This window comes from Streptomyces sp. NTD91, from assembly GCF_059510455.1.
In genome coordinates this window covers 1-13690 of record NZ_JCAJZW010000020.1, presented here as the reverse complement: position 1 = coordinate 13690, position 13690 = coordinate 1, and the positions used below count along the sequence as shown (strand labels likewise).

Genomic DNA, 13690 nt, shown 5'->3' with positions numbered 1-13690 from the left:
ACGAAAGGGTGGGGCAACCGGGCGGGTGGGACTTTGTACACCATAGGAACGGCCGGACATTCCTATGATTGGACAGGTAGGTACCCCATGGTGGGACCCCCAACTGTCCTTTCGCTCAACTGGACGTACGACGAAGGGAAACGGTTGCCCGCCGATCCCTAACGGGTGCATCACGACGGAGCCGCCACCCGGCGCCACCGGCATCCGCCGGACAGCCCTTCGCCCTACTCCTCAGACTCCCCGCGAATCATGGCGAGCACGCCGTCCAGGTCATCAGGCTTCACAAGAACGTCACGAGCCTTGGATCCCTCGCTCGGCCCCACGATGTTGCGGGACTCCATCAGGTCCATGAGCCGCCCGGCCTTGGCGAAACCGACGCGCAGCTTGCGCTGGAGCATCGAGGTCGACCCGAACTGGGTGGAGACGACCAGCTCGGCCGCCTGGCACAGCAGGTCGAGGTCGTCGCCGATGTCCTCGTCGATCTCCTTCTTCTGCTTGGTGCCGACCGTGACGTCGTCCCGGAACACCGGCGCCATCTGCTCCTTGCAGTGCTGGACGACGGCCGCGATCTCGGCCTCGGTGACGAACGCGCCCTGCATACGGGTCGGCTTGTTCGCGCCCATCGGCAGGAACAGGCCGTCGCCCTTGCCGATCAGCTTCTCGGCGCCCGGCTGGTCGAGGATGACCCGGGAGTCGGCGAGCGAGGAGGTGGCGAAGGCCAGCCGGGAGGGCACGTTGGCCTTGATCAGTCCGGTGACCACGTCGACCGACGGACGCTGCGTGGCGAGGACCAGGTGGATGCCGGCGGCGCGCGCCAGCTGTGTGATGCGCACGATCGCGTCCTCGACGTCGCGCGGGGCGACCATCATCAGGTCGGCCAGCTCGTCCACGATCACCAGCAGATACGGGTACGGCTGCAGTTCCCGCTCGCTGCCCTCGGGCGCCTTGACCTTGCCGTCGCGGACGGCCTGGTTGAAGTCGTCGATGTGCCGGTAGCCGTAGGCGGCGAGGTCGTCGTAACGCAGGTCCATCTCGCGTACGACCCACTGCAGCGCCTCGGCGGCCCGCTTGGGGTTGGTGATGATCGGCGTGATCAGGTGCGGGATGCCCTCGTAGGCGGTCAGCTCGACGCGCTTGGGGTCGACCAGGATCATCCGGACGTCCTCGGGGGTCGCCCGCATCATGACCGAGGTGATCAGGCAGTTGATGCAGGACGACTTGCCGGAGCCGGTGGCGCCGGCGACCAGCATGTGCGGCATCTTCGCCAGCGAGTGCATCACGTACCCGCCCTCGACGTCCTTGCCGAACGCGACCAGCATCGGGTCGTCGTCCTCGGCCGACTCCGCGAGGCGCAGCACGTCGCCGAGGTTGACCATCTCGCGGTCGGTGTTCGGGATCTCGATGCCGACCGCGGACTTTCCGGGGATCGGGCTGATGATCCGTACGTCCGGGCTGGCGACGGCGTACGCGATGTTCTTGGTCAGCGCGGTGATCCGCTCGACCTTCACGGCGGGGCCGAGTTCGACCTCGTAGCGGGTGACCGTCGGGCCGCGGGTGAAGCCGGTGACGCGCGCGTCGACCTTGAACTCGGTGAAGACCTGGGTGAGCGAGGCGACGACGGCGTCGTTCGCGGCGCTGCGCGCCTTGCCGGGGCCGCCGCGGGTGAGGAGGTCCAGCGACGGGAGCGCGTAGGTGATGTCCCCGGAGAGCTGGAGCTGCTCCGCGCGCGCGGGCAGGTCGCGTGGCTCGTCGGGGGCCTTCTTGGTGAGGTCGGGGACCGTCCCGGCCGGAAGCTTCTCCTGCTTGGGACGCGCGGCCGGGACCGACGAGGGTTCGCGAACCGGCTCGGGCGAGGGGGTCGGTACCGGAGTCGTCTCCTCGCGGTCACCGACACTGACGCCCTGGGTGAGGTCGGCGACCAGCGGCGAGGGCGGCATGCCGTGCAGCACCGCCCCGTCGAGCGCGGCGGCCGCGGCCGCCGCGACGTCCACGGCGTCCATCCGGCGCTGCGGATCCGGCTGGGGCACCGCGGAGCGCCTGGGGCGGCCGCGGCGCTGCGAGAGCGCCTCCTCCTCCGCGTTTTCGGGGTCGTACGCCCGGGGGGCGGACGAGCTCTTGCGGGGGCGCGCGGGCAGTGCGTCGCGCCACTGGTCGTCGTAGTGCTCGTCGTCCTCGGTGTACTCCTCCGCCTCGTGGTCGTGCAGCACACCGAGGCGTACGGCGAGGGTGCGCAGCCGCTGCGGGACGGCGTTGACCGGGGTGGCGGTCACCACGAGCAGCCCGAAGACCGTCAGCAGCACCAGCAGGGGCACGGCGAGGACGTCGGTCATCGTGTACGCCAGTGGAGTGGCCGCCGCCCAGCCGATGAGGCCGCCGGCGTCCCTTATGGCCTGCATGCCGTCGCTGCGGGCGGGCGAGCCACAGGCGATGTGGACCTGCCCGAGCACGCCGATGACGAGCGCGGACAGGCCGATCACGATCCGCCCGTTGGCCTCCGGCCGCTCCGGGTGCCGGACGAGGCGTACGGCGATCACCGCGAGCAGGATCGGCACCAGCAGGTCGAGCCTGCCGAAGGCACCAGTGACCAGGATCTCCACGAGGTCGCCGACGGGGCCCTTCAGGTTCGCCCAGGTGCCGGCGGCGACGATCAGCGCGATGCCGAACAGCAGCAGCGCGATGCCGTCCTTGCGGTGGGCGGGGTCGAGGTTCTTCGCGCCCTGCCCTATGCCGCGGAAGACGGCGCCGACGGCGTGCGCGAGGCCCAGCCAGATGGCGCGCACGAGCCGGTACACGCCCCCGGTGGGGCTGGGCGCCGGCTTCGGCGGAGCAGCCTTCTTGGCCGGGGCCTTCCTGGCGGGTGCCTTCTTGGCCGGGGCCTTCTTCGCTGCGGCCTTCCTCGCCGGAGCCTTCGAGGGAGCGGCCGCCTTCCTGGCGGGCTGCTTCTTGGCTGCGGAGGGACGTGAGGCCATGGGTGTGAGATTACCGGGGGAGACGACAGCGGACACGTGTGCCCACAGCTTCACCCGTTCGTGTCGCCCCTGGGGGAGACCGGAACTGACGCACGCTCATGGGCACCGCCGACCGGACGTACGTCAGTTCTGCGCCGGCATCGACGAGCCGCCGGCGCCGGCGCCGGCGCCCGGCTCCAGGGCGTCCAGCGCGCGCCGCAGCCCCGTGAGCTTGCGCTCCAGGTGGGCCGCCGTGGCCACCGCGGCCGCGTCCGCCGAGTCGTCGTCCAGCTGCTTGGACAGCGCCTCGGCCTGCTCCTCGACAGCCGCGAGCCGCGCGGACAGCTCGGCCAGCAGCCCCGCGGACTCCTTGCCGCCGACCGCGCCCTTGCCGCCGCCCTCCAACTGCAGCCGCAGCAGCGCGGCCTGTTCACGCAGCTGACAGTTCTTCATGTACAGCTCGACGAACACCGAGACCTTCGCACGAAGCACCCACGGGTCGAAGGGCTTGGAGATGTAGTCGACCGCGCCCGCCGCATAGCCCCGGAAGGTGTGGTGCGGGCCGTGGTTGATCGCCGTGAGGAAGATGATCGGGATGTCCCGGGTGCGCTCACGCCGCTTGATGTGCGCGGCGGTCTCGAATCCGTCCATGCCCGGCATCTGGACGTCCAGCAGAATGACCGCGAAATCGTCCGTGAGCAGTGCCTTGAGCGCTTCCTCCCCGGACGATGCCCGCACCAGCGTCTGATCGAGCGCAGAGAGGATCGCCTCCAGCGCCAGCAGATTCTCCGGCCGGTCATCGACCAGGAGGATCTTGGCCTTCTGCACCATGGCCCGCCCTCCTCGCCCCGGCGGTACACCGGGCGCCGCCCCAGGGGACGACTCCCTTTCGCCGCCCGTCCTTGTGCCGGTCATCGTAGCCGCACCCCGCCTGTCGCCACACCCTGTCACCGCGATGTCACTGTGCACATAGGAAAAACGCGACGGGGTCCGGGACGGTTCCCGGAATCCCGCGTTCCTGTACGTTCGCAGGCCACCTTAAGTCGTACCGGCGCCCTCACCTCAAGTGGGCAACTCCCGATCCACGCCAAGGGTTCCCCGCGCGTTCACATCCCGGTACGCCGATCTCGTCACTTCTGCCCCATCCACTGCTGCATCACCGCCAGCAGATGATCCGGGTCGACCGGCTTGGTGACGTAGTCGGAGGCGCCGGACTCGATCGCCTTCTCCCGGTCGCCCTTCATCGCCTTCGCGGTCAGCGCGATGATCGGCAGCCCGGCGAACTGCGGCATCCTGCGGATGGCCGTGGTCGTCGCGTACCCGTCCATCTCCGGCATCATGATGTCCATCAGCACGACCGCCACGTCGTCGTGCTGCTCCAGCACCTCGATGCCCTCACGGCCGTTCTCGGCGTACAGCACCGACAGTCCGTGCTGCTCCAGGACGCTGGTCAGCGCGAACACGTTACGGATGTCGTCGTCGACGATCAGCACCTTCTCACCGGCGAACCGCACCCCGTGCGCGGACTGCGGAGTGCTCTCCTGCTCGACCGACAACCAGTGCTCGGGCCGCTGCTCGCCGTGCGGCAGGCCACGGCGCCGGCGCCGGAAGAGCGCCGCGGCACCGTTCTGCGTCTCCCGGTACGACTTCACCTCGGCCGGGGTCTCGATCTCCACCGCGGACAGCTCCGAGGACTGCCGCGTGGTCGAGGCGACCAGCTCGCCGGCCTCCAGCGGGGGCACGGACTGCTGGTAGCCCTGCGGCGGCAGCTCGCTCGGGTGCAGCGGCAGGTACAGCGTGAACGTCGAGCCGCGGCCCGGCTCGCTCTGCGCGTGGATCTCGCCGCCGAGCAGCTGCGCGATCTCCCGGGAGATGGACAGGCCGAGGCCGGTGCCGCCGTACTTGCGGCTGGTCGTGCCGTCCGCCTGCTTGAACGCCTCGAAGATCACCCGCATCTTGCTGGCCGCGATGCCGATGCCGGTGTCGGTCACCGAGAACGCGATCAGCGGCGCGTCCGGATCGGTCAGCGAGCCGGTCTCCAGCAACTGCTCCCGGATGCCCACCGGCACGTCGGCGCCGGCCGGCCTGATCACCAGTTCCACCGACCCCGAGTCGGTGAACTTCACCGCGTTCGACAGCAGGTTGCGCAGCACCTGCAGCAGCCGCTGCTCGTCGGTGTGCAGGGTCGCGGGCAGCTCCGGGGAGACCCGTACGGACAGGTCCAGGCCCTTCTCCGCGGTCAGCGGCCGGAAGGTGGCCTCCACGTAGTCCACGAGCTGCACGAGCGCGATACGCGTCGGAGAGACGTCCATCTTGCCCGCCTCGACCTTCGACAGGTCGAGGATGTCGTTGATCAGCTGAAGGAGGTCGGAGCCGGCGCCGTGGATGGTCTCGGCGAACTCCACCTGCTTCGGCGAGAGGTTGCCCTCGGCGTTGTCGGCGAGCAACTTCGCCAGGATCAGCAGCGAGTTGAGGGGCGTACGCAGCTCGTGCGACATGTTGGCGAGGAACTCGCTCTTGTAGCGCATCGACACCGCGAGCTGCTCGGCGCGCTCCTCCAGGACCTGCCGGGCCTCCTCGATCTCGGTGTTCTTCACCTCGATGTCGCGGTTCTGCCGGGCCAGCAGCTCGGCCTTCTCCTCCAGTTCGGCGTTGGAGGCCTGCAGCGCCTTCTGCCGGTTCTCCAACTCGGCCGACCGCTCCCTCAGTTGCTCGGTCAGCTCCTGCGACTGCTTCAGCAACTGCTCGGTCTTGGTGTTGACCGAGATGGTGTTGACGCTGGTCGCGATCATCTCGGCGATCTGGTTGAGGAAGTCCTTCTGGATCTGCGTGAACGGTGTGAAGGAGGCAAGCTCGATCACGCCGAGCACGTTGCCCTCGAACAGCACCGGCAGCACGATCACCTGGGCCGGCGGGGCCTCGCCGAGACCGGAGGAGATCTTCAGATAGCCGCTGGGCGCCTTGTCCACCAGGATCGTGCGCTTCTCCTGGGCCGCGGTGCCGATCAGTCCCTCACCGGGCCGGAACGACGTCGGCATGGAGCCCATCGAATAGCCGTACGAGCCGAGCATCCGCAGCTCGTAGTTGTCCTCGCCGTCGCCGACGTCCTTGCCCTCCATGAGCGGCATCGTCAGGAAGAACGCGCCGTGCTGCGCGGACACCACCGGCGTCAGCTCGCTCATGATCAGCGAGGCCACGTCCTCCAGGTCCCGGCGGCCCTGCATGAGGCCGGAGATACGGGCCAGGTTGCCCTTGAGCCAGTCCTGCTCCTTGTTGGCGATCGTCGTGTCGCGCAGGTTGGCGATCATCTTGTTGATGTAGTCCTGCAGTTCCTGGATCTCGCCGGACGCGTCGACGTCGATCTTCAGGTTCAAATCGCCGCGGGTCACCGCGGTCGCCACGCGCGCGATGGCGCGCACCTGCCGGGTCAGGTTCCCCGCCATCTCGTTCACGGACTCGGTCAGATCCCGCCAGGTGCCGTCGACGTCACGCACGCGTGCCTGCCCGCCGAGCTGCCCCTCGGTGCCCACCTCGCGGGCCACGCGCGTGACCTCCTCGGCGAAGCTGGACAGCTGATCGACCATCGTGTTGATCGTCGTCTTCAGCTCGAGGATCTCGCCGCGCGCGTCGATGTCGATCTTCTTCGTCAGGTCACCCTTGGCGATGGCCGTGGTGACCATGGCGATGTTGCGCACCTGACCGGTCAGGTTGGACGCCATCTGGTTCACCGACTCGGTGAGGTCCTTCCAGGTGCCGGCCACACCGGGTACGTGCGCCTGACCGCCCAGGATGCCGTCCGTGCCCACCTCACGGGCCACCTTGGTGACCTGGTCGGCGAACGAACTCAGCGTCTTCACCATGATGTTGATGGTGTCGGCGAGCTGCGCGACCTCACCGCGCGCCTCGATCGTCACCTGACGCGTCAGGTCGCCGTTGGCGACGGCCGAGGCGACCTGCGAGATGTTCCGCACCTGCATGGTCAGGTTGTTCGCCATCAGATTGACGTTGTTGCTGAGGTCCTTCCAGATGCCGGTGACGCCCGGCACGTGCGCCTGACCGCCCAGGATGCCCTCGGTGCCCACCTCACGGGCCACCCGCGTCACCTGCTCGGCGAAGCTGGACAACTGATCGACCATGGTGTTGACCGTCGTGACGAGCTCGAGGATCTCGCCCTTGGCGTCGACAGTGATCTTCTTCGACAGGTCGCCCTTGGCGACCGCGGTCGTGACCTCGGCGATGTTGCGCACCTGAATGGTCAGGTTGTTCGCCATGAAGTTGACGGACTGCGTGAGGTCCTTCCACGTGCCGGAGACGCCCTGCACCTCCGCCTGACCGCCGAGGATGCCCTCCGTACCCACCTCACGGGCCACACGGGTGACCTCCTGGGCGAACGACGACAGCTGGTCCACCATCGTGTTCAGGGTGTTCTTCAGCTCCAGGATCTCCCCGCGCGCGTCCACGGTGATCTTCTGGGAGAGGTCACCGCGGGCCACGGCGGTGGCGACCTGCGCGATGTTGCGCACCTGGGCCGTCAGGTTGCCGGCCATGCCGTTCACGGAGTCGGTCAGGTCCCGCCACACACCGGCGACACCGGGCACCTGCGCCTGCCCGCCGAGCCGGCCCTCGGTACCCACGTCACGGGCGACCCGGGTCACCTGGTCGGCGAAGGCGGACAGCTGATCGACCATCGTGTTGATCGTGTTCTTCAGCTCGAGGATCTCGCCGCGCGCGTCCACGTCGATCTTCTGGGACAGGTCACCGCGCGCCACGGCCGTCGTCACCTGGGCGATCTGCCGCACCTGCGACGTCAGGTTGCCGGCCATGAAGTTGACGGAGTCCGTCAACTCCTTCCAGGTTCCCGACACGCCGTCCACCCGGGCCTGACCGCCCAGCCGGCCCTCCGTACCCACGTCCCGGGCCATCCGCGTGACCTGGTCGGCGAAGCTCGAGAGCTGGTCCACCATCGTGTTCACGGTGTTCTTCAGCTTGAGCATCTCGCCGGAGACGTCGACCGTGACCTTCTGCGACAGATCACCGTTGGCCACCGCCGTCGTCACCTGGGCGATGTTGCGCACCTGCCCGGTGAGGTTGCGGAACGCGGTGTTGACGGAGTCGGTCAGGTCCTTCCACGCGCCGGCCGCGCCCGGCACCTGGGCCTGACCGCCCAGCTCACCCTCGACACCGATCTCCCGCGCGACCCGCGTCACCTCGGCACCGAACGCCGACAGCTGGTCCACCATCCCGTTGACGGTGTTCTTCAGCTCCAGCATCTCGCCGGCCACGTCGACCGTGACCTTCTGCGACAGATCACCGTTGGCCACCGCCGTCGTCACGGTGGCGATGTCCCGCACCTGCGTGGTCAGGTTCCGGAAGACCGTGTTGACGGAGTCCGTCAGGTCCTTCCAGGTACCGGCGGCGCCGGGCACGTTAGCCTGACCGCCCAGCCGGCCCTCCGCGCCGACCTCGTTCGCCACGCGCGTGACCTCGTCCGCGAAGATCCGCAGTGTCTCGGTCATCTGGTTGATCGTCTCGGCGAGCTGCGCCACCTCGCCGCGCGCCGGAACCGTCACCTTCTGCGACAGATCACCGTTGGCCACCGCCGTCGTGACCTGCGAGATGCCGCGCACCTGAGCGGTCAGGTTGCCGGCCATCGTGTTGACGGAGTCGGTCAGCTCCTTCCACACACCGGCCACACCGGGCACCTGCGCCTGGCCGCCCAGGATGCCCTCGGTGCCCACCTCACGGGCCACCCGGGTCACCTCGACGGAGAACGACGACAGCTGCTCCACCATCGTGTTGACGGTGTTCTTCAGCTCCAGCATCTCGCCGGCGACCTGCACGGTGACCTTGCGCGACAGATCACCCCGGGCGACCGCCGTCGTCACCAGCGCAATGTCGCGCACCTGGGCCGTGAGCTGCCGCGCCATGGTGTTGACGGACTCGGTCAGGTCCTTCCACGAACCGGACATACCGCGCACCCGGGCCTGGCCGCCGAGCTTGCCCTCGGTGCCGACCTCGCTGGCCACGCGCGTGACCTCGTCCGTGAACGTCGACAACTGATCGACCAGGTTGTTGACGGTACGGCCGACCTTCAGGAACTCGCCCCGCAGGGGATGCCCCGTGCCGCCGTCCGGGGCCTGCGTCCGCAGCTCCATCCGCGGCGACAGATCGCCCTCGGCGACCGCCGTGAGCACCCGGCCGACCTCGGACACCGGCCACACCAGATCGTCGACGAGGGCGTTGGAGGCGTCGATCGCCGCCGCCCAGGAGCCCTCGCAGGCACCCGTCTCCAGCCGCTCCGTGAGCTTGCCCTCACGGCCCACCATGCGCCGTACCCGGGACAGCTCACCGGTGAGATGCAGATTCCGGTCGGCCACCTCGTTGAAGACGGCCGCGATCTCCGACATCACACCGTCCCCGGAGACGGTGAGCCGCTTGCGGAAGTTCCCGTCACGCATCGAGACGAGTGCCGCCAGCAGCCGGTTCAAGGCAGCCGTGTCCACGGTGATGGTGTCGCCGCGCTTGCCCAGGGACGGTCCGCCTTTCGCGCGCGTCTTCGTGCCACGCGTCGCCGCGCCAGACTCCACTGTGTCCCTCCCGGAGGGGTAGACCGTTACTGCTGTGCTCGGCCGCTTCGGCCCGGCGTGCCGCTCCTCGGCATACCGGTTACTTCCGCGTACCGGTTACTGCTGCGTATTTCTGCCAGACGAGATCCGGCCACACCAGTGGCTGCTGCCCGCCGTACACGGAACACACGCAGGCTGACCCGACCTTCATCAGAAGCTTGCCCAGTGTTTCACCCTCGCCGAACCAGGCCATAACAGTTCGGCAGCTTCGCACACCGTCCGCACACCGTGGGGGGTGAACACCGGCGACCGGCATCGGATCGGACGGCGAAGGTAAGTAACCTTGCATGCGGCTGTCCAGCCGCACCGGTCCGACCGGCCTGGGCGGTGGCACCAGTACGAGCGGGCATCGGAGGGGCGGCCGCAGACCATGACCACCGGAGTGATCCCTGGGGAACAGCCCCCGGAGCCACAGGGGACGGGTGAGCTGATGCCGCTGCAGCGGCGCGAGCCGCCCGGCCGAGCCCTGCCCGTCGACAACCGGCCGAGGAGTTCTGTGATCACCGCGCGTGCGGCCGCCACCTTCGAGCCCGTCGGGCGGTCGGTGGCGACCGCCAGGTCCTTCGTCCGCGACACCCTCCAGGGGTGGGGCTTCGCCGACATCGTCGACGACGCCGTGGTCCTCACCAGCGAACTGGTGACCAACGCGGTCGTCCACGCGGGCACGCACGCGGAGGTGCTGTGCCTGCGCACCGAGGAGGGTGTGCGCATCGAGGTCTCCGACCGCTATCCCGAGCGCGAGGTCCCCCTCCAGACCACCGCCGTCCCGATGGGCAGCCTCGACCGCGAGGGCGGCCGCGGGCTGCAGCTGTGCGCGGCCCTCGCCACCCGCTGGGGCGTCGACTACACGCCCACCCACAAGAACGTCTGGTTCCAGCTCAACCTCCCCGAACGCCCGGTCGGCACCCGGACCGCCGGCCCCTCCCTCCCCGCCGACCTGCTCCCGCTGGCCGACGGCCGCGTCCGCGTCGCCGTCCTCCAGGTCGACCGCAAGGGCGCGCTCACCTCCTGGAACGAGGACGCCGAGGAACTGTTCGGCTATCCGGCCGCCGAGGTCGTCGGCAGGCCCCTCACCGAGCTGGCGGCCTGGCCGCACACCCCCGGGACCGGCACCGGCGTGGCCGAGGCCCTCCAGCTCTCCCGCTGGGAGGGCAGCTACGGCTTCCGCGGCGCCGACGGCCGGGTCGTCCCGGTCTACGCCTCCCACCTCCGGGTCCGCGACACCGGCGGCGAGCCCTCCACCGTCTGCCTCCTGGTTCGCGAACCCGAGCGCGCCGTCCTGCAGACACCCTCGCGCGTGCCGGCCGGCGACCAGGCCCAGTCCTCCGACGGCCAGAGCACCGACCCCTTCGAGGTCTTCATCGGCTCCCCCGCCCCGGACGATCTCGACGGCCTCCTGCAGCGCACGGTGGAGCGCGCCCGCGACATGCTCGACGGCGACTCCGCATTCCTGCTGCTCGCGACCGACGACGAGACCGAGCTCGAGGTCCGCGCCTCCACCGGCCTGCCCTCCGCACGCCAGCGCTTCGCGCGCGTACCCGTCGAGGCCGGCCCCGGCCGCTACGGCTCCGCGCGCATGCCGGCCGTCCACGACGACCTCACGTCCGTCCCCGGGGCGGTACCGCTGCTCTCCGGCACCGGCATGCGCTCGGTCGTCACCGTCCCGCTGAAGGTCGAAGGCCGCCTCACCGGCTCCCTCGGCGTCGCGGCCGAGGCACCGGGCCGCTACTCGAACGAGGAGGCGCTGCGCCTGCAGTTCGCCGCCGACCGCATCGCCCTGGCCGTCGAGTCGGCCCGCCTGGGCGAGCTGGAGCGGCTGCGCCGCGGCTCCCTGAGCTTCCTGGTCGAGGCCTCCGACCTGCTGGCCGGCACCCTGGACCGGGACCAGACGCTGGCCCTGATGGCCCAGATGACCGTCCCCACGCTGGCCACCTGGTGCGCCGTCTACACGATCGCCGACCAGGCCTCCGAGCCGTACCTGTCGTACGTCCTGCACGAGGACGAGGACCTCATCGACGGCATCAAGTCGTTGCTCTCGAAGGTGCCTCCGCCGGACCCGGTACCGACGCCCGGCGCCCGGGTCTGGACGGCACCCGGCGAGGTCGCGCACCAGGCGGCCCTGCGCAGCTCCATGCGCAGCCTCGGCCTGTCCGGCGGGCCGACGCGGCAGATCTCCTCGGGCATCGGCCCGACCCTCGCCACGGCCTCCGCGGTCGGCGGGGAGACGGTCGTCCTGCCGCTGGTCGCCCGCAACCGCGTCATCGGGATGCTGACCCTCGGCAAGCCCACGGACGAACACTTCCGCCAGGAAATCCTGGAACTGGCCGAGGACCTCTCCCGCCGGGCGGCACTCGCCCTGGACAACGCCCGCCTGTACTCGGAGCGCACGGCCATCAGCCAGTCCCTCCAGCGCAGCCTGCTTCCGCCGGGCCTGCCGCAGATCGACGGCGTCGAGGTGGAGGTCATCTACCGCGCGGCCGGCGAGGGCAACGAGGTCGGCGGCGACTTCTACGACCTCTTCCCGATCGGCAACGGCGCCTACGGCTTCGCCATCGGAGACGTCTGCGGTACGGGCCCGAACGCGGCAGCGGTCACCGGTCTCGCCCGGCACGCCCTGCGGCTGCTGGCCCGAGAGGGCCTGAGCGGCCCGGCGGTACTGGAGCGCCTGAACTCCGCAATCCTCGACGAGGGCGACCGCAGCCGCTTCCTGACGCTCCTCTACGGCGAGTTGCGCCCGCAGGAGGACGGCAGCGCCGAGCTGAAGGTGGTGTGCGCCGGCCATCCGCTCCCGCTGCGCCTGCGCCAGGACGGCACGGTGACGGCGGCCGCCGAACCGCAGCCACTGTTGGGCGTGATCGAGGACCTGGAGTTGCACGAGGAGACCGTCACCCTCGACCCCGGTGACGTCCTGCTGTGCGTCACGGACGGCGTCACCGAGCGCCGCGAGGGCACGCGCATGCTGGGCGACGACGGTCTCGCCGATGTCCTCACGACCTGCACGGGCCTGACGGCGGGCGCGGTCGCGGCGCGCATCATGCGTGCGGTGGAACGCTTCGCGTCGGACGCTCCGTCGGACGACATGGCGATCCTGGCGATGCGGGTCCCGGGAATCCACCCGGAGGCGTGAGGCCGGAGCGGGCATGAAAAAAGCCCCACCCTTTCGGGTGGGGCTTGATTTCCGAGCCCCCAAACGGAATCGAACCGTTGACCTTCTCCTTACCATGGAGACGCTCTGCCGACTGAGCTATAGGGGCTTGTCGATTTCGGGGTTTCCCCCGCGGCGACGAGGAAACTGTACCCCGAGCAGGCCCGACTTCCCAAATTCGTTCGGACCCGTTCAGAAGGCGGGCTGCAGCAGGCCGCCGAGCGCGTTGCACGCGGACACGATCCGCTGCATCTCCCGCTTGGTGAGCGTGGCGTCCACGGGGAGCGTCAGGGCCTCGTCGGCGGCCAGCTCGGTCTCCGGCAGGGACACACACCGGCGGAACTCCGGCAGCCGGTGCACGGGCGTCTTGACCGGCACCCGGCACTCGACTCCCTTGGACCGCAAGGCCAGTGCGAAGGCGTCGCGGTCCGGGCGGCCGTTACCCGGCACCCGCACGACGTACTGCTGGTAGGTGTGCCCGTCGCCGCCGTCCGGCGTGCGTACACCCTTGAGCTTGGCGTCGAGGTAGGCGGCGCGCTCCCTGCGCTGGGCTATCTCGTCGTACGGCGCCTCGGACTCGCCCTGCTCCAGAACCAGCAGGCCGTGCCGCTGCCCGAGCGCGTGCAACCGCGGTACGTCGGCCTGCCGTCCGAAGCGGTGCACGACAACGACCGCGGCGGTCCGCGGAGTTACGGCCGTCTCTACGGCCCCGGGGTCGATGCAGTAGGTCACGGGATCTATGTCGGCGAAGACCGGGAGCGCGCCGGCCAGGGCCACGGCCTCGGCGACTTCGACGTTTCCGAAGGCAGGTACGACGACCTCGTCACCGACTCCGACGCCGGCGGCCCTGAGCATTGCGGCAGTTCCCATGTGCTGGATGCTGAGGGCGCAACATGAACGACACGTTAAGCAAACGGTAAAAAGGTCGGGCCCCGAACCGAAGTTCAGGATCCGACCTTTTTGGAAGTATT

5 protein-coding genes and 1 tRNA gene are annotated in these 13690 nt (G+C 69.5%); 1 reads left to right on the top strand and 5 read right to left on the bottom strand.

Annotation, left to right across the window (positions count from 1 at the left end; translation table 11 throughout):
* Nucleotides 1-224: 224 nt before the first annotated feature.
* The 3 genes from AC5WRT_RS20995 to AC5WRT_RS20985 all read right to left on the bottom strand — a co-directional run bounded on the left by AC5WRT_RS20995 (nt 225) and on the right by AC5WRT_RS20985 (nt 9535).
* Nucleotides 225-2969: a DNA translocase FtsK gene (locus tag AC5WRT_RS20995; protein WP_496095104.1), complete on the bottom strand. Its 2745-nt coding sequence runs from the start codon at nt 2967-2969 to the stop codon at nt 225-227.
* Nucleotides 2970-3092: 123 nt separating this feature from the next.
* Entirely contained in the window at nt 3093-3779 is a 687-nt protein-coding gene (locus AC5WRT_RS20990) for a response regulator (RefSeq protein WP_496095105.1), read from the bottom strand.
* A 299-nt stretch (nt 3780-4078) separates the two neighbouring features.
* Nucleotides 4079-9535 (bottom strand): HAMP domain-containing protein, encoded by a 5457-nt coding sequence (locus AC5WRT_RS20985; protein WP_496095106.1) that lies wholly within the window; start codon nt 9533-9535, stop codon nt 4079-4081.
* A 409-nt stretch (nt 9536-9944) separates the two neighbouring features.
* Here AC5WRT_RS20985 and AC5WRT_RS20980 point away from each other — a divergent pair, with 409 nt between their 5' ends.
* A complete protein-coding gene (locus tag AC5WRT_RS20980; protein WP_496095107.1) occupies nt 9945-12701 on the top strand; it encodes a SpoIIE family protein phosphatase in 2757 nt (918 codons plus the stop codon).
* A 54-nt stretch (nt 12702-12755) separates the two neighbouring features.
* On the opposite strand, the gene AC5WRT_RS20975 is transcribed toward AC5WRT_RS20980, so the two are convergent.
* A tRNA-Thr gene (locus AC5WRT_RS20975) sits at nt 12756-12828 on the bottom strand.
* 83 nt (nt 12829-12911) lie between these two features.
* Nucleotides 12912-13574: a DegT/DnrJ/EryC1/StrS family aminotransferase gene (locus AC5WRT_RS20970; RefSeq protein ID WP_496095113.1), complete on the bottom strand. Its 663-nt coding sequence runs from the start codon at nt 13572-13574 to the stop codon at nt 12912-12914.
* Between the last annotated feature and the right edge of the window lie 116 nt (nt 13575-13690).